Origin of the sequence: Streptomyces sp. NBC_00122, from assembly GCF_045160845.1 — a bacterium.
In the GTDB taxonomy this organism is placed as follows: domain Bacteria; phylum Actinomycetota; class Actinomycetes; order Streptomycetales; family Streptomycetaceae; genus Streptomyces.
In genome coordinates this window covers 4,200,762-4,225,165 of the sequence record NZ_CP108191.1, presented here as the reverse complement: position 1 = coordinate 4,225,165, position 24,404 = coordinate 4,200,762, and the positions used below count along the sequence as shown (strand labels likewise).

At 72.8% G+C, this 24,404-nt stretch carries 14 protein-coding genes; 6 read left to right on the top strand and 8 right to left on the bottom strand.

The window, feature by feature from the left end; genetic code table 11:
* Positions 1-9: 9 nt before the first annotated feature.
* The 3 genes from OG737_RS20200 to OG737_RS20190 form a co-directional block, all read right to left on the bottom strand.
* Positions 10-3,492, bottom strand: a complete 3,483-nt coding sequence (locus OG737_RS20200; protein ID WP_405921835.1) for a UvrD-helicase domain-containing protein — start codon at positions 3,490-3,492, stop codon at positions 10-12.
* Positions 3,493-3,623: 131 nt separating this feature from the next.
* Positions 3,624-7,103, bottom strand: a complete 3,480-nt coding sequence (locus OG737_RS20195; protein WP_405678628.1) for an ATP-dependent helicase — start codon at positions 7,101-7,103, stop codon at positions 3,624-3,626.
* A 189-nt stretch (positions 7,104-7,292) separates the two neighbouring features.
* On the bottom strand, positions 7,293-7,652 hold the full coding sequence (locus tag OG737_RS20190; RefSeq protein ID WP_328927521.1) for an MGMT family protein: 360 nt from the start codon (positions 7,650-7,652) through the stop codon (positions 7,293-7,295).
* 110 nt (positions 7,653-7,762) lie between these two features.
* On the opposite strand from OG737_RS20190, the gene OG737_RS20185 reads away from it, so the two are divergent.
* From OG737_RS20185 to OG737_RS20160, 6 genes are all read left to right on the top strand, one after another.
* Positions 7,763-10,540, top strand: a complete 2,778-nt coding sequence (locus tag OG737_RS20185) for a YbhN family protein (protein ID WP_405921834.1) — start codon at positions 7,763-7,765, stop codon at positions 10,538-10,540.
* Positions 10,541-10,902: 362 nt separating this feature from the next.
* Positions 10,903-11,355 (top strand): SseB family protein, encoded by a 453-nt coding sequence (locus OG737_RS20180; protein WP_405921833.1) that lies wholly within the window; start codon positions 10,903-10,905, stop codon positions 11,353-11,355.
* The gene (locus tag OG737_RS20175; RefSeq protein WP_405921832.1) at positions 11,352-11,987 is read left to right on the top strand and encodes a hypothetical protein; all 636 of its coding nucleotides are present in this window, start codon (positions 11,352-11,354) and stop codon (positions 11,985-11,987) included. Before OG737_RS20180 ends, OG737_RS20175 begins: the two co-directional genes overlap by 4 nt.
* Complete coding sequence (locus OG737_RS20170; RefSeq protein WP_405921831.1) at positions 11,987-16,591, top strand: putative T7SS-secreted protein; 4,605 nt, start codon at positions 11,987-11,989, stop codon at positions 16,589-16,591. Before OG737_RS20175 ends, OG737_RS20170 begins: the two co-directional genes overlap by 1 nt.
* 3 nt (positions 16,592-16,594) lie before the next feature.
* A complete protein-coding gene (locus OG737_RS20165) occupies positions 16,595-16,879 on the top strand; it encodes a DUF6881 domain-containing protein (protein ID WP_405921830.1) in 285 nt (94 codons plus the stop codon).
* A 196-nt stretch (positions 16,880-17,075) separates the two neighbouring features.
* The gene (locus tag OG737_RS20160; protein WP_328927519.1) at positions 17,076-18,683 is read left to right on the top strand and encodes an alpha/beta hydrolase; all 1,608 of its coding nucleotides are present in this window, start codon (positions 17,076-17,078) and stop codon (positions 18,681-18,683) included.
* A 90-nt stretch (positions 18,684-18,773) separates the two neighbouring features.
* Here the strand turns inward: OG737_RS20160 and moeZ are convergent, their stop codons facing one another.
* The 5 genes from moeZ to pelF all read right to left on the bottom strand — a co-directional run bounded on the left by moeZ (position 18,774) and on the right by pelF (position 24,341).
* Positions 18,774-19,952 carry an adenylyltransferase/sulfurtransferase MoeZ gene (gene moeZ, locus OG737_RS20155; RefSeq protein ID WP_328927518.1) on the bottom strand — a complete coding sequence of 393 codons (1,179 nt, stop codon included), beginning with the start codon at positions 19,950-19,952 and terminating at the stop codon, positions 18,774-18,776.
* A gap of 63 nt (positions 19,953-20,015) precedes the next feature.
* Positions 20,016-20,771 (bottom strand): spherulation-specific family 4 protein, encoded by a 756-nt coding sequence (locus OG737_RS20150; RefSeq protein WP_328927517.1) that lies wholly within the window; start codon positions 20,769-20,771, stop codon positions 20,016-20,018.
* Positions 20,759-21,769: an NAD-dependent epimerase/dehydratase gene (locus OG737_RS20145; RefSeq protein WP_328927516.1), complete on the bottom strand. Its 1,011-nt coding sequence runs from the start codon at positions 21,767-21,769 to the stop codon at positions 20,759-20,761. The genes OG737_RS20150 and OG737_RS20145 overlap by 13 nt, the downstream gene beginning before the upstream one ends.
* Positions 21,766-22,746 (bottom strand): hypothetical protein, encoded by a 981-nt coding sequence (locus OG737_RS20140; RefSeq protein ID WP_405678632.1) that lies wholly within the window; start codon positions 22,744-22,746, stop codon positions 21,766-21,768. The genes OG737_RS20145 and OG737_RS20140 overlap by 4 nt, the downstream gene beginning before the upstream one ends.
* Positions 22,743-24,341, bottom strand: coding sequence for a GT4 family glycosyltransferase PelF (gene pelF / locus OG737_RS20135; RefSeq protein WP_405678635.1), 1,599 nt, complete (start codon positions 24,339-24,341; stop codon positions 22,743-22,745). Before pelF ends, OG737_RS20140 begins: the two co-directional genes overlap by 4 nt.
* Between the last annotated feature and the right edge of the window lie 63 nt (positions 24,342-24,404).

The following is a 24,404-nucleotide window of genomic DNA, read 5'->3' as shown; positions in this document are numbered from 1 at the left end:
GCCCCGAGCCTAGCCGTCCGCCTGATGGTCATCGCCGGTGCCCGATTTGCCTTGGAGGATCCGCTCAAGACGGGCCCGGTCGGGCAGGTCGCGGGGGCGGATCACGCGGCCGCTGCGGACGTGCAGGAAGGCGGCGGTGACCCGGCGCAGCGGCGTACCCGTGGCTTCCGCCCAGGCCAGGCGGTAGACGGCGAGCTGGAGGGGGTCGGCCTCGGTGGTGCGGCCGGTCTTCCAGTCGACGATCTCGTACGAGCCGTCGGGATTCTTGTACACGGCGTCGATCCGGCCGCGGATGACGCGGCCCGCGAGGGTCAGCTGGACCGGGGCCTCCATGCGGTGGGGCGGCCGGTCGGCGTACGGGCTGCGCTCGAAGGCGGCCTTGAGGGAGGCGAGATCGGCCTCGTCGGCGACCTCCTGGTCGGAGCCGGGCAGCTCGGTGACGGGGTCGAGGACGTCGAGGAGCGGGAGCGGGAGTTCGTCGAAGCGGGACTCGACCCAGGCGTGGAAGCGCGTGCCCTGGCGTGCCGCAGGCTGCGGGGGCCTCGGCATGGGGCGGGCGAGGTCGCGGACGAAGCCCTGCTCGTCGGCGGCGAGCCGGAGCAACTGGCTGGCGGAGAGCGCGGCGGGGAGCTCGACGTCGCGGACGGCGGCGCGGGCGCGGCGGAGCTCGCCCTCCAGGGCGTCGAGGTCCCGGTCCCAGGAGGCCACGGCCCGCGCGTCGTCGGGCGTCAGGGGGCCGGTGCCTGCGGCGGGGGCGGGCGCGGTGCCGGTGGCGCGGAGGCGTGGCACGGCCCGGTCCGCCTCCGGCCAGAGGTCCGCCTCCGGCCAGAGGTCGGCGTGCGGGTCCGCGGGACCACCGGTACGCGGCTCGGCCGGGTCCTGCGGCCAGAGGTCGTCGTCCGGCCAGGGTTCGTCCTCGTAGGACGGGTCCTCGCAGGAGGGGGGCCAGAGGTAGGACTCGTCCTCCTCCGGAGCCGGGGGCTGCGGGTCGGCCAGGTAGGACTCCACCAGGGCTGCCGCCGCGCGGCGCAGGTGCAGGGAGGCCGGGTCCAGCGGGAGGGGCCAGGAGTGGTCCGGGGTGGAGTCGTCGGCGAGGGACGGATTCTCGGCGGCCGGGTCGGGTTCGGGCGCCCAGGCCTCGATCTCGCCGAACCCGGCAGCGCAGTGCTCGTACAGGGCGGACAGGAACGCGGACGGGCCGCGGCGCTTCTTCTGCGTCGGGCCCCACCAGTGGCCCGAGGCCAGCAGGAGGGAGCGGGGGCGGGTGAAGGTGACGTAGCCCAGGCGGAGCTCCTCCACCGACTTGTGGTCCTTCAGGGCCGTCTTGAAGGACTTCATGCCGGCCGAGGTCCAGGCCGGGTCCCCCGGCAGGGTGGGGGCGTCGCCGCGCAGGGCGTACGGGAGCACCTTCGCGTACGAGGTCCAGGCCTCCGGCGCCTTCTCCTTCGGGAAGGACCCCGCGCACAGGTCCGGGACGACGACCACGTCCCACTCCAGGCCCTTGGACTTGTGGGCCGTCAGGACCTTGACCGTGTTCTCCCCGCCGGGCAGGGCGTGGTCCAGGCCCTTCTCGTACTGGGCGGCCGTGCGCAGGAAGGCCAGGAACGCGAGGAGGGTCGCCTCGCCGTCCAGCGCGGCGAAGCCCGCGGCGACGTCCATGAAGTTCGACAGGGTCTCGCGGCGGCGGGCCGCCAGCGCGTGCGGGGACGCGGACAGCTCCACTTCCAGGCCGGTCGCCGACAGGACCCGGTGCAGTACGTCCATCAGCGGGTCCGCGAGCGAGCGCCGCAGGTCGCGCAGCTCCTGCGCGAGGTGCGCGAAGCGGACCCGGGCGTCGGCGGAGAACGGCAGGTCGTCGGGGGCCTGGCCGGCGCCGTCGAGGAAGGTCTCCAGGGCGTCGGCCAGCGACACGATCTCCGCCGGGTCCACGCCCTCCACGGCCGCCGCGAGCCGCTCGTCCGGGTCCGCCCCGGCGGGGGCCTCGCGGCCCACCAGCAGCCGGGCGCGGCGCCCCAGCAGAGCCAGGTCGCGCGCGCCGATCCGCCAGCGCGGGCCGATGAGCAGCCGGACGAGGGAGGCGTTGGCTCCCGGGTCCTGGAGGACTTCGCAGACGGCGACGAGGTCCGCGACCTCCGGCAGGTGCAGGAGCCCGGAGAGGCCGACGACCTCGACCGGCACGTCCCGGGCCACCAGGACGGCCTGGATCCGCGCGAAGTCGCCGGCGGACCGGCACAGCACGGCGATCTCGCGCGGCTCCGTCCCGGTGCGGACCAGGTGCGCGACGGAGTCCGCGAGCCACTCCAGTTCCTCGGCGTGCGTATCGAGCAGGGCGCACCGGACGAAGCCGGCGCCCTCCGCGCCGGGCGCCGGGCGGAGCGCCTCGACGCCTTCGTGCATGGCGCGCAGCGGGGCGGCGAGCCCGTTGGCCAGGTCGAGCAGGCGGCCGCCGCTGCGCCGGTTCTCGCTGAGCGAGAGACGGGTGGCGGGTGTCCCGTCGGCGTGCGGGAAGTGCTCGGGGAAGTCGTCGAGGTTGGCGACGGAGGCGCCCCGCCAGCCGTAGATGGCCTGGCAGGGGTCGCCGACGGCGGTCACCGCGTGGCCGCTGCCCGCGCCGAAGAGGCCGGACAGCAGCAGCCGCTGTGCGACGGAGGTGTCCTGGTACTCGTCGAGCAGGACCACCCGGAACTCCTCGCGCAGCAGCGCCCCCACCTCGGGCCGGGTCGTGGCGAGCTGTGCGGAGAGGGCTATCTGGTCGCTGAAGTCGAAGAGGTCGCGGGAACGCTTGGCGGCGCGGTAGCGGCTGACGAGCTCCAGCAGTTCGAGGCGGCCGCGCACGGCCTCGGGGACCTTGCGCAGGTCCTCGTTGGTGAGGTTGGCGTCGGCCAGCTCGCCGAGCAGCCCGGTGTCGTGGGCGCGCAGCCGCTCCGGCTCGACGAGGTGCTCGGAGAGCTCCCCGTCCAGCGCGAGGAGGTCGCCGACCAGGTCGGGGAGGGACTTGGTGAGCGAGGGGTAGGGGCCGGGGGCCTCGCGCAGCACCTTGGCGGCGAGCTGGAAGCGGGTGGCGTCGGCGAGGAGGCGGGAGCTGGGCTCCAGACCGATGCGCAGGCCGTGGTCCTTGAGGAGCTGGCCGGCGAAGGCGTGGTACGTGGAGATGCGCGGCTCGCCCCCGGCCGCGTCGGCCTCGGCCGGGGAAGGATCGGGGTCGGTGATGCCGGCCCGCGCGAGGGCCTTGCGTACGCGCTCGGACAGCTCGCCGGCGGCCTTGTTGGTGAAGGTCAGGCCGAGGACCTGCTCGGGCGCGACCGCGCCCGTCCCCACCAGCCAGACCACGCGGGCGGCCATGACGGTGGTCTTGCCGGAGCCGGCTCCGGCGACGATGACCTGCGGGGCGGGCGGGGCGGTGGCGCAGGCCAGCTGTTCGGGCGTGAAAGGGATCCCGAGGAGCTCTTTGAGCTGCTCGGGGTCGGAGAGGACGGGCGCACGCGCGGACACGTAAAAAGGCTAGCCGCCCGCACCGACACTCCCCGACGCGCGCTCCGTCCGCCCGGCCGGTGCGCTCGGACGCTCTGCGCGGTCGCCCGGGTCACTCGGCCACTCGGTCACTCGGTCACTCGGTCACTCGGTCACTCCACGGTCTGGCGGCCCTCGGGCCGGGCGCTGCACGAGCTGCGGAAGGAGCAGTGGTCGCAGTGCTTGCCGACGGCGGGCGCGAAGCGTTCGTCCAGGACCCGGCCCGCGGCGGTGGCGAGCAGGTCGCCGACCCACTCGCCGGAGGAGCCGCCCGGCAGGGGCTGCTGGGCCTGGATCTTCGGGACCGCGTCGCCGCCCTCCTTCTTGGGCGCGGGCTGGCGCAGCTGGACGAGCTCGGCGCCGCCCTGTGCGGGGCGCAGGCCGTCGAAGACCTCGTCGACGGCGCCTTCGCGCACCGCGAGCTGGTAGACGGCGAGCTGGGGGTGGCGCTCGACCTCGGCCTTGGTGGGCGCCGACTTGCCGGTCTTGAAGTCGACGACGTAGGCGCGCCCCTGCGGGTCCGCTTCGACCCGGTCCATGGAGCCGCGGATCCGGACGGCGTACTCGCCCGCTTCGAGCGTGACGTCGAATTCGTGCTCGGTGGCCACCGCCGCCCGGCCCCCGCGGTCGGTGGTGTGCCAGCGCAGGAAGCGTTCCAGGGCGGCTCGGGCGTTCTCCTTCTCCTGGGCCGATTTCCAGGGCGCGTCGAAGGCGAGGGCGTCCCAGACGGAGTCGAGGCGTTCCATGAGGACGGCCAGGTCGGCGGGGGTGCGGCCGGAGGCGACCTCGTCGGCGAGGACGTGGACGACGTTGCCGAAGCCCTGGGCGGCCGTGGAGGGGGCGTCGGCCTTGACCTCGCGGCCGAGGAACCACTGGAGCGAGCAGGTGTTGGCGAGCTGGTCCAGGGCGCTGCCGGAGAGGGCCACGGGCCGGTCCCGGTCGCGCAGCGGGACGCTGCTGCGGGTGGGCTCGTACAGGCCCCACCAGCGCTGCGGGTGCGCGGCGGGGACCAGCGGGCGGTCCTCGTCGTCGGTGAGCGCGGCGAGGCGGGCGAGGCGGCGGGCGGCCGCGTCGCGCAGGGCGGGCGAGGCGTCCGGGTCGACGGTGGTGGCGCGCAGCTCGGCGACCAGGGCCGGGACGGCGAGGGGGCGGCGGGGGCGGCCGGTGACGTCCTTCGGGGTGACGCCGAGCTCGGTGAGGAAACGGGAGGGCTGGTCGCCGTCGTCGGCGGGGGCCTTGACGGCGGTGACGACGAGGCGGTCGCGGGCGCGGGTGGCGGCGACGTAGAAGAGCCGCCGCTCCTCGGCCAGGAGTGCGCCGGGGGTGAGGGGCTCGGCGAGGCCGTCGCGGCCGATCCGGTCGGCCTCCAGGAGGGAGCCGCGGCGGCGCAGGTCGGGCCACAGGCCCTCCTGGACGCCCGCGACGACGACGAGGGACCACTCCAGGCCCTTGGAGCGGTGGGCGGTCATGAGGCGGACCGCGTCGGGCCGGGTGGCGCGGGTCGTCAACGTGTCGGCGGCGATGTCCTCCGCCTCCAGCTGTTCGAGGAAGTTGAGGGCTCCGCGGCCGCCGGTGCGGTCCTCGGCGCGGGCGGCGGTGTCGAAGAGGGCGCAGACGGCGTCGAGGTCGCGGTCGGCGTTGCGGCCGGCCATGCCGCCGCGGCGGGCGGAGCGCTCCAGGCGCTGGGGCCAGGGGGTGCCGTCCCAGAGGGTCCACAGGGCCTCTTCGGCGGTGCCGCCGCCCTGGAGGAGTTCGCGGGCCTTGCGCAGGAGCGGGCCGAGGCGCTGCGCGCCGCGGGCGTAGGCCGGGTCGTGGGCGGTGAGCCGTTCCGGCTCGGCGAGGGCGCGGGCGAGCAGGACGTCGGAGGGCGCGGGCACCTTGACGCCGGCGGCGCGCTCCTCGTCGCGCAGGGCGCGGCCGAGGCGGCGCAGGTCGGCGGCGTCCATCCCGCCGAGCGGGGAGGCGAGCAGGGCGAGGGCGGCCTCTACGCCGATCCATCCCGCGTCGGGCCCGTCGGCGCCCGCGACCGCCGGGGCGGCCGGGTCGTCCGCCTGGTCGTCCGCCGGGGCGGAGTCGGCGGCCGACGCGGCGGGAGCCGCGGGCGCAAGGCCGTCGGCCGGGGCCACGGGTGCGCCGGACTCCGGCGCCGCCGGGTCGGCCGCGGGCCCCGCCTGCGGGTCCACCGGGGCGGGCGCCGCCGGGTCCGGGTCCGACGCGTCCGCCGGCGCGGAGCCGGCGGGGAGGCCCGCCGCGAAGGTGGCCGTGGCGCGCAGGGCCGTGAGGAGGGGGGAGACGGCCGGTTCGTGGCGCAGGGGGGTGTCCGCGCCGTCCGTCTCGACCGGGACTCCCGCCGTGATCAGGGCGCGGCGCATCGCCGGGAGCGTACGGCCGCCCGCGCGGACCAGGACGGCCATGTCCTGCCAGGGCACGCCGTCCTCCAGGTGGGCCCGGCGCAGGATGTCGGCGATGTTGTCGAGCTCGGCCCCGGCCGTGGGGTACGTGTACACCTCCGCCCCGCCGCCCTCCCGCGCGGCCGCGAGTTCGCGGTGTGCGCGGACCGCGGCCGCGGGCAGGCGGGGCAGCGGCATGCGGGTGGTGAGGAGCCGGGTCGCCGCCAGGAGGCCCGCGCCCGAGCGGCGGGCGACGGTCAGGGCCCGCACCCGCGCGCCGGGGAAGGACGACTCGAAGTCGAGGATGTTGTTGATGTCGGCGCCGCGGAAGGCGTAGATCGACTGGTCCGGGTCGCCGAAGGCGATCAGCGTGCCGCCGGTTCCGGTCAGCGCCCGCAGCAGCCGCAGCTGCGAGGCGTCCGTGTCCTGGTACTCGTCCACGTAGATCACGTCGTAGGCGGAAGAGAGGGACGGGGTGCGCTCCGCCAGGAGGACGGCACGGTGGAGGAGTTCCGCGTAGTCCAGGGTGCCCTGCATGTCCAGGACGTCCAGGTACTCGGAGAGGAAGGCCGCGGCCGCCTTCCAGTCCGGGCGGCCGATCCGCCCGGCGAAATCGGACAGCGCCTCCGGCCCCAGGCCCAGTTCGCGGGCGCGGGCCAGGACCGCGCGGACCTCGTCCGCGAACCCGCGCGTGGTCAGCGCGGCCCGCAGGTCGTCCGGCCAGCGGATGGAGCGGATCCGGCGCTGGCCCTCCAGCAGGGTGCGGACCATCACGTCCTGCTCCGGGCCCGACAGCAGGCGCAGCGGGTCGGCGAAGAGGTCGGTGTCCTGGTGGGCACGGACGAGGCCGTAGCAGAAGGAGTGGAAGGTGGTCGCCTGCGGAGCGCGCGCGCCGCCCAGCCGCAAGGCGGCCCGGTCGCGCAGTTCCACGGCCGCCTTGCGGCTGAAGGTGAGAATGAGGATGCGGGCGGGATCCGTGCCCGCCTCGACCCGGGCGGCGACGGCCTCGACCAGCGTGGTCGTCTTCCCGGTGCCCGGCCCGGCGAGGACCAGCAGTGGTCCGGCCGTATGGTCAACCACCGCGTGCTGCGCTGCGTCCAGGACAGGGGGATCCACCCGTTCCGGCCCGGTGCGCACCAGGCGGTACGCGTCAGGGGTCCGCGTACGCCGCCGTTCGGTGCGGTCGGAGGAGGAGGTGATCACGTGAGCTGCCGGTCCTGGTGGGTCTTCGGGTGGTGCGCGGTTTTCGGGTGCCGCCGGGACGGCATCGGCCGGAGCCGAAGAGGCAACGCTACGGCAACCGGCGGACGCCGCGCAGTTCGTCTCCGTCCCCCGGACGGGCCTTCGGGCGGACGCCCGACCGCCCGCGCGGGCCGCGCATGGCCGAAGCTGTCAGGTGTGAGCCTCGTCGCGGTCCCCGTCCCCGCCGCCGTCTCCGTCCCAGCGCGCCCGTCGCATGTCCAGCCGCGGATCGCCGGCCGCCGTCAGGCGCAGCGGCGTGGCCTCGGCCCGGTAGTGCTCCAGGGCGCGCCGCTCACTGCCGGGGAGCGGTACGCCGTCCGCCCGCACCACGCGCCACCAGGGCACGGCACCTCCGTACAGGGCCATGACGCGCCCGACCTGGCGCGGCCCTCCCTCGTCGAGCCACTCGGCCACGTCCCCGTACGTCATCACCCGGCCGGGCGGAATACGCTCGGCCAGCTCCAGCACGCGCTCCGCGTACACGGGCAGTTCGTCGCTCATCCGGCCCATGGTGCAGCACGTCGGGCGTCCGGCGACGGAAGGTGTGCTTCCGCACCGGCGCGCACCCTGCTGCCCCGCTCGCACGTCGGTCCGTGCCACCATCTTCCGGGCGGTGACTGGTGATACGTGATCAAGAAGAGACGGATGTGACGACGAAGGAGCAGGGTGTGAGCCCTCCGGACAGCGCGGCGCCGGACGACGACGCGCGCCCGGACCACCGGAGCCCCGGGACCCCGAGCGGCGGTGCCGGCGACGACGGCAACGGCACCGACGGCACCGACGGCACCGGCACCGGCGCGGCCGGAACCGAGGGCCCGCACGGGCACACCCCCACGGCCGCCGACCGGGTCGAGGTCGACGAACCGCTGCTCGCCGCCCGCGTGCACCGCCCGTCCGACCTCGTACGCCTCCTCGTCGGCATCCTCGGCATCGCCGTCGTCCTCGCCATCGCCGCCTTCGCCCACGGCACCACCGTCGGCCTGGAGGAGGACATCAACAAGGGCACCGGCCAGGCACCGGACCTGCTGGTCAAGGTCGCCGCGCTGGTGTCCAGCATCGCCGTGCTCCTGCTGCCCGTCGCCTTCGCCATCGAGCGGCTCATCAAGCGCGACGGGCTGCGCATCGCCGACGGCGTGCTCGCCGCCGTCCTCGCGCACGGGGTCACCCTCGCCACCGACCTGTGGGTGTCCCAGGCCGCCCCCGGCACCATCCAGGAAGCCCTCACCCGCCCCGCCGGCGCCGACGGGGCGCTCACCGATCCGGTGCACGGCTACCTCGCGCCCGTGATCGCGTACATGACGGCCGTGGGGATGACCCGGCGGCCGCACTGGCGCGTCGCGCTGTGGGTGGTCCTGCTGCTCGACGCGTTCACGATGCTGGTCAGCGGCTACACCACACCCTTCTCGATCATCCTGACCGTGCTGATCGGCTGGAGCGTCGCGTACGGGACCCTGTACGCCGTCGGCTCGCCCAACGTGCGCCCCACCGGGCAGCACCTCCTCGCCGGACTGCGCCGGGTCGGTTTCCAGCCGGTCAGCGCGATGCGCGCGGAGACGCCCGACGGCCCCGAGGCCCCCGAGGTGAACGACCGGGGGCGGCGCTACCACGTCACCCTGGAGGACGGCCCGCCGCTCGACGTCACCGTGGTGGACCGGGAGCAGCAGGCCCACGGGTTCTTCTACCGGGTCTGGCGCAGGCTCACGCTGCGCGGCATCACCACCGGGCGCAGCCTCCAGTCGCTGCGCCAGGCACTGGAGCAGGAGGCGCTCCTCGCGTACGCCGCCATCGCGGCCGGAGCGAACGCGCCGAAGCTGATCGCCACCTCCGAACTCGGGCCGGACGCCGTGATGCTCGTGTACGAGCACCTGGGCGGCCGGAGCCTGGACTCCCTCTCCGACGAGGAGATCACCGACGAGCTGTGCCTCAACGCGTGGGAGCAGGTACGGGCCCTGCAGTCGCGGCGGATCGCGCACCGGCGGCTGACCGGGGACGCCCTCGTGGTGGATCGTTCCGGCAGTGTCATCCTCACCGACCTGCGGGGCGGCGAGATCGCCGCGGGCGATCTGGTGCTCCGGATGGACATCGCGCAGCTGCTGACCACGCTCGGCCTGCGGGTCGGCGCGGAGCGGGCGGTGTCCTCGGCGGTGTCGGTGCTCGGCCCGGACGCGGTGGCGGACTGCCTGCCGCTGCTCCAGCCGATCGCGCTGAGCCGTTCGACGCGGGCGACGCTGCGCAGGCTGGCCCGGGAGCGGGCGCAGCGGCAGCGCGAGGCCGTACTGGAGTCCTCGCGGGCGGCGAAGGCGGCGCGCGAGGCGGGCGCCGAGAGCAGCCCGGCCGCCGACCGGAAGGCGGAGAAGAAGGCGCTGGACGATGCCCTGGACGGGGCCCGCGAGGAGGACCTGCTCAGCCAGATCCGCCAGCAGGTGCTGCTGATCCGCCCGCAGGCGCCGGTTGAGCCGGCCCGGCTGGAGCGGATCCGGCCGCGCACGCTGGTGTCGTTCATCGCGGGCGCGTTCGGCGCGTACTTCCTGCTGACCCAGCTCGCGCACGTGGACTTCGCGACCATCGTCGGCCAGGCGCAGTGGGGCTGGGTCGGGGCGGCGCTGGCGTTCTCGGCGCTGAGCTACTTCGCGGCGGCGATGAGCCTGCTGGGCTTCGTGCCCGAGCGGGTGCCGTTCCTGCGGACCGTGCTCGCGCAGGTGGCCGGGTCCTTCGTGAAGCTGGTGGCTCCGGCGGCGGTGGGCGGTGTCGCGCTGAACACGCGGTTCCTCCAACGAGCGGGGATCCGGCCGGGGCTCGCGGTCGCGAGCGTGGGCGCCTCGCAGTTGTTCGGGCTGGCCAGCCACATCCTGCTGCTGCTGTCGTTCGGCTACCTGACCGGGACCGAGAAGACTCCGGAGATGACCCCGTCCCGGACGGTCATCGCGGGTCTGCTGACGGTGGCGGTGCTGGTGCTGGTGGTGACGGCGGTCCCGTTCATGCGGAAGTTCGTGGCGACGCGGGTACGGGCGCTGTTCGCGGGCGTCGTGCCGCGCATGCTGGACGTGCTCCAGCGGCCGCAGAAGCTGATGACGGGCATCGGCGGGATGCTGCTGCTGACGGGCTGCTTCGTGATGTGCCTGGACGCGTCGATCCGCGCGTTCGGCGGCGGCCAGGCCATCAGCTACGCGAGCATCGCGGTGGTGTTCCTGGCGGGCAACGCGCTGGGATCGGCGGCGCCGACGCCGGGCGGCATCGGCGCGGTGGAGACCACGCTGACGCTGGGTCTGATCGCGGCGGGGCTGGAGAAGGAGGTCGCCATCTCGGCGGTGCTGCTGTTCCGCCTGATGACGTTCTGGCTCCCGGTGCTGCCGGGCTGGATCTCGTTCAACTTCCTGACCCGCAAGGAAGCCATCTAGCCTCCGCCCGGCTCAGGGGCATCTCCGGAAGCCTGCTGCGCCCGCCCGGCTGCCCGGCCGCCCCCACACACCTGCTCGGGGCGCGGGAGGCGGAGGTCGGTCGCTCCGGCGTCTCCAACAAGTGGACGTGACTGGACCCGTCGGCGCCGGACTCATCGAACTCCACCGCGCGGTCGGCGCGACGGGTGAGCCCTCGCGACGCGCGTGCCCCGATGAAACCGCGGCCTGGCGGCAGGGCCGTCCCTGACCCAGCCGTAGTCGGGCTACCGATCCGTACGCCTGTCTCAATCTATGCGCGAGACAAGGTGCAAAGTTGGCCCCTACTCGAACACCTCACACAATTGCGTTCAATTGCAAACGGTGTGGGGGGTGTCGGAGTGGTGTTCGACGAGGAGTGGCGAGCGCTACGGGACGAGGCCGCGGGACGGGTGTACGAACCCGTCCCCGATCCAGTCGCGTTGACTCGCGAGGCGGTACGGGAGCGGCTGGCGGACTTCCGTGGCCGACTGGTGCTGGTGCCGCTGGACGAGCGGGGCGGCCTGTGGACTACCCGACTCGGCGGCCTGGACTGGATCTGTGCGTTCTCCGGCGAGGAGGCTCTGGCCCGGTTCGCCGAGGCGCGGGGTGAGGCGGCGCGGGAGTGGGAGTACCGGCTGGTGGCCGGGGCGCGGTTGCTGGACGAGTTGGTGCCGGCGCTGGACTTCCCGTGCGGGATCGCGCTGGACGCGGCGGGGCCGGAGGGGATCGTGTTTCCGCCGTTGCGGGGGTTCGTGCCCGATGGGGCGGCGCTCGACGGTGAGGTGGCGGCGGCGTGAGCGGCGACGGGGCGGACCTCGATGTCTCCAAGCAGGCATTGGGGCAGATCGCAAAGGGCATCACGGACAGCCTGGCCGAGTTGAAAGAACTCGGGTCGGTGGGCTCGGCCGCCGTTGGTGGAGGCTTCACCGGCCTCGGGCTGTCGGGGATGGAGACCGGGCACGAGGGCCTGACGTCCACGCTGGGGAAGTTCTGCGAGCGCTGGGGGTGGGGGGTGCGCACCCTGGTGCAGCAGGCGAACACGTTCGCGTCGAACGTGGGCCTTTCGGCCGGTGTGATGCACGAGCAGGACCAGTACGTCCAGGGCAGTTTCAAGGTCCTGACGAACGCGGGAATGGGCAACCCGTACGCGTCGGAGAAGGACGTCATCGCCAAGGACTGGGGCGAGGTGTTCTCCGACAACCCGTATACGCAGTTCAGGGACGCGGACTACAGCCAGGAGTCCCACGACCGGGCCTCACAGAACAGCAAGGAAGCCTGGAAGAGTGCGGTGCGGGACGTAAACAGCTCGGACATCCTGCTGGGCAACCAGCTCATCGACGCCACCGGTCTGCGGGACGAGATGGACGGGGCCGTGGACGACATGGTCGGCCCCGCGCCCGAGAAGCAGCAGCCGGGGGCTGAGCACTGATGGCGGGCTGGGGCGAGGCGCTCGGCAAGGGCCTCGGGAAGATCGATGACGCCGTCGATTCGGCCGGGAAGGCCATCGGTCACGGCGTCGACAGGTTCACCGACGGGATCGGGGCGGGCCTGGACTACGCCGGTGCGCACGACCTGGCCGACAAGGTCGAGGACTGGGGCGACAACTACGCATCCGACCGCGGTGCTTCGGTCGCCGAGCAGCAGCTCGGGCAGAGTGAGCAGGCCAACGAACTCGTCCACGGCTCGCCGTCCGCGATCCGAGAGTCGGCCAAGCACTTCACGGACTTCCACGCCGCCTTCGACCGGGTCGGCCAGGGCATGAAGGCACTGGACTCCGGCCACTGGAAGGGCCAAGCCGCCGACGCGTTCCGCGAGAAGTTCGCGATGCACCCGACCGACTGGCTGCACGCCGCGGACGCCTGTGAGGCCGCGGGCGTGGTACTCGAACGGTACGCGGAGACCGTGGAGTGGGCGCAGAAGCAGGCGCAGCAGGCCATCGACCTGTACAAGGCGGCGGTCAAGGCCTCGGACGACGCCCGAAAGGCTTACGCCGAGCAGGCCGGCGCGCACGACGCGGCGGTGAGGGCCGGCAAGGATCCGGGGCCGAAGCCGGTGCAGGGCGCCGACCCGGGTGAGGCGGCCCGCAGCAGGGCCCACGAGATCCTGAACGAGGCGCGCAGACAGCGCGACGAGACCGCCGCAGCCGTCCAGAAGGCCCTTGAGGCCGGGCTGGCCCACGCCCCGGCCGAACCGTCCGCGGCGGACCGGGCGAAGGCCGGAATCCTCGACTACCAGCAATCACAGGCGGTCGAGCTCACCCATGTCATGGGCGGCGCGGTCAAGGGCACCGCGGGCATCCTGAGCTTCGCCCGCGGCCTCCACCCCAACGACCCGTACAACCTGACGCACCCGGCCGAGTACGAGCAGCACCTCAACATGACCCTGGCCGGTCTCGTCTCCACCGCCTCCCACCCGGAGCGGATACCCGGCCCGATGATCGACGCTTTCAAGGAGGACGGCAGCGAATTCGGAGGTCGGCTCCTCCCTGACCTCCTGTTCGGTACCAAGGGCCTGGGAGGCACCCGGGCGGGCGCACGGCTGACAGAGGACGCGGCACAAAGCGCAGCCCGGAAGGAGGCGACACGGGCGGCTCAGAAGGCTGAACAGGAAGCCGCGGCGCGGAACAAGAAGAACGACCTGACCTGCCTTGAAGACCCGGTCGACATGGCGACGGGCCGGATGATCCTCCCGCAGACGGACCTCGTACTCCCCGGCTCATTGCCGCTGATGTTCAGCCGTACGTTCGAGTCCTCGTACCGCTCCGGCCGCTGGTTCGGCCCCACCTGGGCGTCCACGGTCGACCAGCGCCTGGAGATCGACGAGGAAGGCGTCATCCTCGTCCGCGAGGACGGCAGCCTGCTCGCCTACCCACACCCCGCCGAGCCCGGGCGCCCCGCACTCCCGACCCACGGGCAACGCTGGCCGCTCATCCTCGACGCCGACGGCGGCTACACGGTCACCGACCCCGAGTCCGGCCACGTCCGCCACTTCTCGGACGAGGGCCTCCTCACCCAGCTCGACGACCGCAACGGCGCCTGGATCGCCTTCACGTACGACGAGTCCGGCACCCCGACGGCCCTGTCCCACAGCGGCGGCTACGAGCTCCGCCTCACCTCGTCGGACGGCCGAATAACCGGCCTCTCCCTCACCGACGGCACGCAGATCCTGCGCTACGGCTACACGGACGGCCACCTCACCCACGTCACCAACTCCTCCGGCCTGCCGCTCCGTTTCGGCTACGACGAACTGGGCCGGATCACCTCCTGGACCGACACCAACGACCGCCACTTCGACTACGTCTACGACGACCAGCACCGCTGCATCTCCCAGTCCGGCACCAACGGCCACCTCAACGTCCGCTTCACCTACGAACCGGGCCGCACCACCCTCATCGACTCCCTGGGCCACCACACCCAGTTCCTGGTCAACGACCGCGCCCAGATCACCGCGGAGATCGACCCCACGGGCGCCACCACCCAGTTCACGCACGACGCCTACAACCGCCTGCTCACCCGCACCGACCCGCTCGGCCACACCACCCGCTTCACCTACGACGAGCAGGGCCGGCTCACCACCATCGTCCGCCCCGACGGCCGCGAGGTACTCGCGGAGTACGACGCGCTGGGCCTGCCTCTGAAGGTGATCCAGCCAGACGGCCGGGTGACCCGCACGACGTACGACACCCGTGGCAACCGCACCTCCGCGACGTCCCCGGCCGGTACCACGAACCGCTTCGCCTACGACTCCCGTGGCCACCTCACCTCGGTCACGGACGCGCTGGGCGCGGTGACGACCGTCCGCTGCGACCCGGCGGGCCTGCTCCTCGAAGTGACCGACCCGCTGGGCGCGACGACCCGGTACACCCGCGACGCCTTCGGCCGCCCGACCGGCGTCACCGACCCCCTCGGGCACACCACCCGCCTGACCTGGAGCGTCGAAGGCCGCCTCCTCCGGCGGGAAAATCCGGACGGCACCACGGAGTCCTGGACGTACGACGGCGAGGGCAACTGCACCACCCACACCGACGCCCTCGGCGCCACCACGGTCTCCGAGTACGGAGACTTCGACCTCCTCACCGCCCGCACCGGGCCGGACGGCGTCCGCTACTCCTTCGACCACGACACCGAGCTGCGCCTCACCGAAGTCACCAACCCCCAGGGTCTGACCTGGACCTACACCTACGACCCGGCCGGCCGCCTCGCCGCCGAGACGGACTTCGACGACCGCACGCTGACCTACGGCTACGACCGTGCCGGCCGCCTCAGCTCACGCACCAACGCGGCGGGCGAAACCACGACGTACGAGCACAACGCGCTCGGTCAACTCCTTCGCAAGGACGCCGCCGGCCTCGTGACGACGTACGAGTACGACGCCTTCGACGCCCTCGCGACGGCGGCGTCACCAGACGGGCGGATCACGTGGCTCCGCGACAAGGCAGCCCGACTGCTCTCAGAAACGGTCGACGGCCGCACCGTCACCTACGGGTACGACACGCTCGGCCGCCGCACCAGCCGCACCACCCCCACGGGCGCGGAGTCGTCGTGGACGTACGACGCGGCAGGACGGCGCACCGCCCTCACCACGGCGGGCCGCACGCTGACGTTCGAGCGCGACGCGGCAGGCCAAGAGCTGACCCGCACGCTGGGCCCGTCCCTCTCCCTCACCCACGAGTACGACGACATGCGCCGACGCACCGCCCAGTCGGTGGTCGGCGAGGACGGCCGCACCCTCCAACGCCGGGGCTACAGTTACCGCGCGGACGGCTACGTGACCGGCATCGACGACTCGCTCACCGGCCCCCGCACCTTCACCCTCGACGTAGCCGCCCGCGTCACGGCCGTGGAAGCTTCGTCGTGGTCGGAGCGCTACGCCTACGACGACGCCGGCAATCAAACGTCCGCCTCCTGGCCGGACCGCCACCCCGGCTCGGAAGCCCGTGGTGACCGTTCATACACCGGAACCCGCATCGCCCGCGCGGGCTCGATCCGCTACGAGCACGACGCCCTGGGCCGTGTCATCCTCCGCCAGAAGAGCCGGCTCTCCCGCAAGCCGGACACCTGGCGCTACGAATGGAACGCGGAAGACCAGCTGACGGCGGTCACCACCCCGGACGGAACCCGTTGGGCCTACACGTACGACCCGCTGGGCCGCCGCACCGCCAAGCAGCGCCTGTCGGAAGACGGCACAGTAGTGGAAGAAATCGTCCTCACGTGGGACGGCACCACCCTCTGCGAACAGACCACCGGCCACGTCACCCTGACCTGGACCCACGACGGCCTCCACCCCCTCACCCAGACAGAACGCATCGACCAGGACGAGGTCGACGACCGCTTCTTCGCCATCGTCACCGACCTGATCGGGACCCCCACCCACCTCCTCGCCGAAGACGGCACGACGGCGTGGCGCACCCGTACCACCCTCTGGGGCACCACCACCTGGAACCGCGACGCCACCGCCTATACCCCACTCCGCTTCCCGGGCCAGTACTACGACCCCGAATCCGGCCTCCACCACAACTTCTTCCGCACCTACGACCCCGAAACCGCCCGCTACCTCTCCCCGGACCCCCTGGGCCTCACCCCCGCCCCCAACCCGGCCACCTACGTCCATAACCCTCACACGTGGTCGGACTCGCTCGGGTTGACGCCTGCCGACGAATGCAAATATCGAGTGGAGCGGGTTCCGGAAGGAGAAGTCACCACCCTGTACCACTACACCAACGAAGCTGGATATAGCGGAATCCTCGAAAGCGAAGAACTTCGCGCATCAATGAAGGCTCAAAATTCCAAGGATGCCAGATTCGGAGATGGCCAATACCTCTCCAACATCGCCCCGGGCACGAAAACACTCTCACAGCTTTCCGCTGCATTTATCCGCGTCCCGTGGGGCGGGCAGAGGTTTACGCACTACATTGAGGTAGACGTCAGCGATTTGATCGTGATGCGCTCAGTTGAGCGGCCAGACGTCTACGTAATATTGAATGATGGCCCACTGAACATTGCTGGCCGCATCGTCGGCCAAGGAAAGAATTAACTCATGGAACATTGGAAAGTGGAATGGTTCCACGAATCAGAAGAGGATCCGTCCCTCATTTATAGCGAGATCGGCGACGATGGCTACGAGGTTCGAAAGGTGCATCTATATGGCGACGGCCGCCTACTGAAGAGTGACGAATGGCATGAATCCACCGAGATCGGATTGAGCGAAGTTCCGGTCGGAACCATTGAAGACGTCACATCGCAGCCAGATTTCTCAGCCATCCGCGTGCCCCTGGCCGAGTTTCAAGAGATCTGGGCGGCGGCAACCTGGCCATCTCGGTAGCTTGCTCTAGATGATTGATTCCGAGGTCACGTGGGTCGCCTTCGGCATGGCTGGGGATCGTGTGGGCGCCCTGCCTCCCGACGTCGGCGTGACCACCCCCAATGGGTTCAGACGCAGCGCGCCGTGACCGCGCCTGCGCCGACCCGAATGGGTCAGCGCGGGGGCGGGGGTGGCGGAGGGCGCAGAGGATGGGGGCATGTCGAGAAACGTTCTGCGGGTTACCGGGGCCGCCGCACTCGCCGTTGTGCTGGCCGGGGCCGGCGGCTGTTCCGACAGCGAGGAGAAGGAGCCGAAGGCCGACGGCACCAAGCAGGCCAAGCCCCTCAAGTGGGGCGACTGTCCGGCCCCCACGCCGTTGGAGGGCGGCGGCCAGGTCCCGCCCAAGGACTGGCAGTGCGCCACCCTCGATGTGCCCCTCGACTATGCGAAGCCCGAGGGCGAGACCATCCCCATCGCCCTGATCCGCGCCAAGGCCCGCGACCAGAAGAACCGCATCGGGTCGCTCCTCTTCAACTTCGGCGGCCCCGGCGGCTCCGGCATCACCACCCTGCCCGGCGCCGCCAAGGAGTACGAGGCCCTGCGCTCCCGCTACGACCTGGTCAGTTTCGACCCCCGCGGGGTGGGCCGCAGCGTCCCCGTCCGCTGTGAGGACGACCAGCAGCTGGACGAGTACTACGCGCAGGACTCCTCCCCCGACACCCCGCAGGAGGAGAAGGCCTTCGTCGACAACATCCGCGGATACCAGCAGGCCTGCGAGAAGAACTCCGCCAAGATCCTGCCCCATGTCAGCACGTCCGACGCCGCCCGCGACATGGACCGGATCCGCCAGGCCCTCGGCGACGACAAGCTGCACTACTTCGGGATCTCCTACGGGACCGAGCTCGGCGGGGTCTACGCCCACCTCTTCCCGAAGAACGTCGGCCGGGCCGTCTTCGACGCGGTCGTGGACCCGACCAAGAACTCCGAGGAGGGGGCGCTGGCCCAGGCGAAGGGATTCCAGCTCGCCCTCGACAACTTCGCGCAGGACTGCGTGGACCGCGGCGACGAGTGCAGGCTCCCGGGCAGCACGGCCAAGGAGATCGAGGACGGCGTCATCAAGCTCCAGAAGGACCTCGCCGCGCAGCCCATCCCGGGCATCGGCGACCGGATGCTGACCGAGAGCGCGGCGACCAACGGCATCGCGCAGGCCCTGTACTCCAAGGAGCTGTGGCCGCTGCTGGAGCAGGGGCTCGACGAGGCGGACGGCGGGCAGGGGCAGCTGCTCATGGCCCTGTCCGACGCGCTCAACGGCCGTGACCAGCAAGGGCACTACAGCAACATCGGCGCGGCCAACACCGCGATCAACTGCGCCGACTCCAAGGACCGTTACACCCTGGAAGAGACCAAGTCGAAGCTGGCGGCGTTCCGTTCGGCCTCGCCCGTCTTCGGGAACTTCCTCGGCTGGGCGATGATGGGCTGCACCGACTGGCCGGTCGCGGGCGCCTGGGAGACCCCGGACGTCTCCGCCCCGGGAGCCGCCCCGATCCTGGTGATCGGCAACACCGGCGACCCGGCCACGCCGTACGAGGGCGCCCGCAAGATGGCCGAGCGGCTCGGCCCCGGCGTCGGGGTGGAGCTCACCTACAAGGGCCAGGGGCACGGCGCGTACAACAGCGGCGACATGTGCGTGCAGGACGCGGTGAACGCGTACCTGCTGGAGGGCAAGACCCCCGCGGCCGGCACCGTCTGCACCGCGGGCGCGACCCCGAGCGCGACCCCGGCCGTCCCGCCCACCCCGCCGCCGACCGGGGCCGCCCCCGTCTGACCCGTCGGCCGCCGCCCGTACCCCGGTCACGCCGAAGGGGCCGCACCCCGGACCTCGCGGGTGCGGCCCCTTCGGGGCGTGGCTACGTGACTAGTAGACCGGCTTGTCGGGCTCGATCTGGTGGACCCAGCCGATCACGCCGCCGCCGACGTGGACCGCGTCCGAGAAACCGGCGGACTTCAGGACCGCGAGGACTTCCGCACTGCGGACACCCGTCTTGCAGTGCAAGACGATGCGCTTGTCCTGCGGCAGGTCCTGGAGGGCGGTGCCCATCAGGAACTCACCCTTGGGGATCAGCTTCGCGCCGGGGATCGAGACGATCTCGTACTCGTTCTTCTCACGGACGTCGATGATCTCGATCTTCTCGTCCGCGTCGATCCACTCCTTGAGCTGCGTCGGAGTGATCGTCGAGCCGGCGGCCGCCTCCTGGGCCTCCTCCGACACGACGCCGCAGAAGGCCTCGTAGTCGATGAGTTCGGTGACGGTCGCGTTCGGACCGCAGACCGCGCAGTCGGGGTCCTTGCGGACCTTGACCTGGCGGTACTGCATCTCCAGGGCGTCGTAGATCATCAGGCGGCCGACCAGCGGCTCGCCCACGCCCGTGAGGACCTTGATGGCCTCGGTGACCTGGATCGATCCGATGGACGCGCAGAGCACGCCCAGCACGCCGCCCTCGGCGCAGCTCGGGACCATGCCCGGCGGCGGGGGCTCCGGGTAGAGGCAGCGGTAGCACGGGCCGTGCTCGGACCAGAAGACCGAGGCCTGGCCGTCGAAGCGGTAGATCGAACCCCACACGTACGGCTTGTTCAGCAGCACGCAGGCGTCGTTGACCAGGTAACGCGTCGCGAAGTTGTCCGTGCCGTCGACGATGAGGTCGTACTGGCTGAAGATCTCCATCACGTTCTCGGCTTCGAGCCGCTCTTCGTGAAGGACCACGTTCACGTACGGGTTGATGCCCAGCACGCTGTCGCGGGCCGACTCGGCCTTGGAACGGCCGATGTCCGCCTGGCTGTGGATGATCTGGCGCTGCAGGTTCGACTCGTCGACCTCGTCGAACTCCACGATGCCGAGCGTGCCGACACCGGCCGCGGCCAGGTACATGAGTGCGGGCGAGCCGAGGCCGCCCGCGCCCACGGCCAGCACCTTGGCGTTCTTGAGGCGCTTCTGGCCGTCCATCCCGACATCCGGGATGATCAGGTGGCGGGAGTACCGACGGACCTCGTCAACGGTGAGCTCAGCAGCTGGCTCTACCAGGGGTGGCAGCGACACGGGGACTCCGTAGATGGTTACGTCTTAACGGTGGTTCTCTCCGTAACACTGCCACGCCCGTCTTCATTCCAAGACACCCGTCCCGATCCGCGAGACGATTTCGTCCCAGTACGCGGGCATCGAGGCCCACGGATCACGGTCCCGCGCACCGCGCCGGTCCGTGAACCAGATCGTGCCCGCGCCCTGCCAGCGGGCGATCCGCATCGCCTCCTCCAGGTGCGTGCGCGGCACCCCGTGGACGAGGTGGCAGAACCGCTCCGCCGGGTGGTCCGCGGTCCACTCCGCCACCTGCGACCAGCGGTAGTCCGACCAGGTTCCGGAGAAGGTCACCAGCTGGTCGGCGGCCTCCACGTAGCCCTCGTACGGGTGCGTGCCGTGCCCGAGGACGATCCGCACGTCCTCGCCGAGTCCGCGCAGGGTGTCCGCGACCCGGCGCACCGAGTCGAGTTCCGCCTTGCCCGCCGGGGCCTGCGCGAGGTAGAAACCGCCGACGCCGTACCAGTCGCGGAAGCGGTGGGCGTCGGAGACGAGCTCGCCGAAGGACCGTTCGCCGTCCCGCATCGCGAGATGACCGAGGATCATGCCGCCCGCGCCGCGCAGCTTCGCGGCCGCCTCCGTGCAGTGCGGGTCGGGCCGCCCGCCCGGGCCGTCGGTGACATTGAGAACGGCCCAGTGGAGCGGGGTGCCGGGGCGGGTCAGCTCGGCCCACTCGACGGGCGCGAGCAGCGGGTGCGCGTAGCCGGGGATGCCGAGGCCGAGCCGGCCGGCCTCGGTAGCGGCGGCCGCGGGGGCGCCGGGCGGGGTGGTCAGATACGGCACGCCGCCTCCATCCAGATGTCCGCGAGGGATTCCTCCAGGTTGATCCGGGGCCGCCAGCCGAGCCGGTCGCGGGCGGTACGGACGTCGGCCTGCTGCCAGGCCCCGCAGCCGTCGGGGTACGGGTACGGCGGCGGGGCCGCCGCCGCGAGCTGATCGGCCGTCGCCTCGGACCGGGGGGACCCGATGGCGGCGAGCCCGGCCGGCCGCCCGGGGTGCCCGTGCGACTGCTGCGGCCCGCCGTGCGGTACGTCCAGCTCGTGCAGGGCGCCCCCGTAACCGGCGACCCGGGCCAGGACGGCGGCCGCGTCGCGCAGCCGGACCGCGCGGCCGGTGCCGATGTTGACGACGCCCTGCGCGGCCGAGAGGGAGGCGGCGTGCACGGCCCGCGCCACGTCCCGTACGTCCACGAAGTCGCGCTGCACGCCGAGCCCGCTGAGCTTGAGCTCGCCGTCCCCGGACTGCATCGCGCGGCGCATGGCCTCCGCGAGGCGGCCGAGGGGGGATCCGGCGGGGGTGCCGGGGCCGACGGGCGAGAAGACCCGCAACACGACGGCGTCCAGTCCGGAGCCCAGCACCAGCTCGGTGGCGGCCAGTTTGCTGACTCCGTACGGTCCGCCGGGTCTCGGCACGGCGTCCTCGGCAGTGGACGATCCGGGCTGGCTGGGCCCGTACTCGGCGGCGCAGCCCAGCTGGACCAGGCGGGCCCCGCAGCCGCTGCGGCGCAGCGACTCGCAGATGGTGGCCACGGCGACAGTGTTGTGCCGGGTCAGCTCCCGGGCTCCGCCGCGGGTGGCGCCGGCGCAGTTGATGACGACGCCGGGGTGGACGGCGTCGAGGAAGCGGGTGAGCGCGCCGGGGCTGCCGGTGGCGAGGTCGAAACGGACGTCGGCGTCGTCGCCGCGGCCGAGCGCGGTGAGCTGGACGGCGGGGTCGGCGAGCAGTCGGTCGGCGACGTAGCGGCCGAGGTATCCGTTGGCTCCGATCAGCAGCACCCTCATCGCGTGGCCCCTTGTTCGGTTGGCTGGCCGGTCATCTTCTGTTTCTCCTTGCGAGTGGGTGGATGGGGCCGCGCATGGGCGGATGCGCGGGACAGCGCGAGGACGGCGTGTACGAGGAGACCCGCCGCGGCGGCGGAGGCGGCCGCGGGGACCGGGACCAGGGTGAGCGCCAGGGCGGCGGCCACGGGTCCGCGGTGGGCTCCGTGCCGGAGCAGGAGCCTGGTCAGGAACAGCAGTACGGCGAGCGGCACGGCCGACGTGAGCGGTGTTCCGGCGAGCGCGGCGGCTCCGGCGGCGGCCCCGGCGAACAGGGCGACGGCCGCGAGGAGCAGCGGCCGGGCCCGGTCGGCGAAGTCCTCCAGGGCGCGGCTCCCGGCGAGCCGGGCCCTGGCCGCGGCGTCGAACGCCGCGGCGGCGAGGTGGGCGGGGGCGACGGCCAGGGCGAGGCCCACGGCGAGGGCGGCGCCGTGCCGGTACGCGCCCCAGCCGACGGCGAGGGCGGCGAGCAGGTGCGCGGCGTACGGGAAGCGGCCCCCGGCGGCCCGCCCGGGCCACACCAGGGCGGCGACGGCCGCGGCCACGGAGGCCGGCCCGGCCCAGGCGGGCGCGGCGGCGGCTGCGCCGAACGCGACGGCCCCGGGCAGCAGCGCGAGGCCGAAACCCCGGAGCGCCGACGGCCCGGCCGGGGCGGGGGTGAGCGCGGCGGCGGGTGCCTCGGCGTGCGGGGTCCGGGCGTACAGCTCCTCGGCGAGCGAGAACACGTCCCGGTGGCGGAAGCGCGCGGCGGTCCGGTCGGTGATGCCGTGGGCTTCCAGCCCGGCGGCGATCTCCAGCGGGTCCACGGCCCGTTCGCACAGGTCGCGGTGGCGGTGCAGGAGCGCCTTGACGGGATCCCCGCCACCTCGCCGCCCGGCGGTTTCGGCCGGCGCCGCACCCTCGCTGTGTCCCGCCACGGCGTGCGGGTCGACGGTGGTCATACGGCGGCCTCCGAGGTCTGGGTTTCGGCCGGGGCCGCGGCCCACGTCGGGCTGGTCCAGTGCCCCGGTACGCGCGCCTCCGGGGGCCGGGCGAAGGGGATCTCCCCGTCCGGCCGGGCGGATCCCCGGGCGAGCAGCCGCAGGTAGATCTCCTGGAAGGCGGCCACGTTCTGCTCGACGGTGAAGAGTTCCAGGGCCCGCGCCCGGGCGGCCGCCCCGAGCCGCTGCGCCCGTTCGGGATCCCGGAGCAGCGAGAGGCAGGCGTCGGCGAGGGCCCGCGGATTGCGCGGCGGTACGACGAGCCCGGTGCCGCCGATGACCTCGCGGACCGCGCCGACGTCGGTGGAGACGGTGGCCCGGCCGCAGAACATCGCCTCGGCCAGGGTGATAGGGAAGCCCTCGATCACCGAGGACAGGACGACCACGCGCCCGGCGCCGTAGGCCTCGGCCGGGGAGGGCGCCTCGGGTCCGCCGATCTCCTCGAAGCTGACGGGGTTCTCCCCGACGGTGACGGCGTCGGCCGCCTCGTCGGGGAACAACTGCGCGGCCAGGGACCGGCAGTCGGCCAGGTAGCCGGGAGCCACGGCCGTGGCGAAGATCCGCAGCCGGGTCCGCGGCGCGGCCTTGCGGACCTCCGCGAAGGCGTGCAGCAGGGCGATGAGGTCCTTGGCGGGCTCTATCCGGCCGACCCACACCAGGGTCTCCGGGTCCCCGCAGTCCACGGCCTCCCCGACGGTGGCGAATCGGTCCGCCTCCATCCCGGGATAGACCGTCCGCAGCCGGTCCCGCGGCGCCCCGCACCGCTCCTGCCAGCGCCGGGCGTGCGCGTTCCCGGGGGTCAGGAGGTCGGCCTGGGCGTAGATCTCCCCGGCCAGCCGGATGTGGAAGGCCGCGAGCAGGGCCCGTACGGCGGGCCGGGCCTCCTGGCTCTGGTCGAGGTAGTGGGCCCGCAGCTGGACGCCGTACTCGGTGACCAGCAGGGGGACCCCGAAGAAGCGTTTGGCCAGCAGCCCGGGGAGGGCCGCCACGCCGCCCGCGGCCGCGTGGCAGATGTCGACCGCGCCGAGATGGCCCGGCTCCTCGTACCAGTCGAGGGACAACGGCCGGAGCACGCGCTCCAGTTCGTCCACGAACTCCAGCAGGTCCGGCACCTGCGCCGCCTGTACGGTGCGCCCCGCGCCCGGTGCCCGGCAGGCGGACTCCACGGCCCGCACCGCGGACTCGGAGCGCAGCGCCGCGTACAGGCCGCCCTGCTCGCGGGCGAGCCCGGCGAGCCCGTAGAGCCCGGCCTCGAAGGCCGGTGCCTCGCCGGCGCAGATCCCGTGGACCAGATCGCGGAAGCAGTCCGCGAAGCGCCGGCGCTCACGCCGGCTGTACGTCCGCCCGTCGTCGGCCGGGGCCCACAGCGGGGCGGTCCGGACGCGCGTGACGTGCTCGGGCAGAGGGACCCTGGTGCGTTCCTGCTCGGCGCTGCGGCTCAGTGCGTAGAGCTCGAACTCGTGCTGCGGGAGCCCGCGCACGAGCCGGTCGCACCACAGCCTCGCCTCTCCCGTGGCATACGGATAACCACCTTCCGTGAGCAGTCCGATCCGCACGAGTGGCACCCCCGATCTCCCGTTCCAGGCGGTCGTCGTCGGTCCGGCGACCCGCCGCGGAAG

Excerpts from the sequence above, each read along its gene's own strand:
- OG737_RS20140 (WP_405678632.1), bottom strand. The coding sequence starts at position 22,746 with ATGACCACCGTCGACCCGCACGCCGTGGCGGGACACAGCGAGGGTGCG.
- OG737_RS20145 (WP_328927516.1), bottom strand. The coding sequence starts at position 21,769 with ATGAGGGTGCTGCTGATCGGAGCCAACGGATACCTCGGCCGCTACGTC.
- OG737_RS20160 (WP_328927519.1), top strand. The coding sequence starts at position 17,076 with ATGTCGAGAAACGTTCTGCGGGTTACCGGGGCCGCCGCACTCGCCGTT.
- OG737_RS20170 (WP_405921831.1), top strand. The coding sequence starts at position 11,987 with ATGGCGGGCTGGGGCGAGGCGCTCGGCAAGGGCCTCGGGAAGATCGAT.
- OG737_RS20165 (WP_405921830.1), top strand. The coding sequence starts at position 16,595 with ATGGAACATTGGAAAGTGGAATGGTTCCACGAATCAGAAGAGGATCCG.
- OG737_RS20190 (WP_328927521.1), bottom strand. The coding sequence starts at position 7,652 with ATGGGCCGGATGAGCGACGAACTGCCCGTGTACGCGGAGCGCGTGCTG.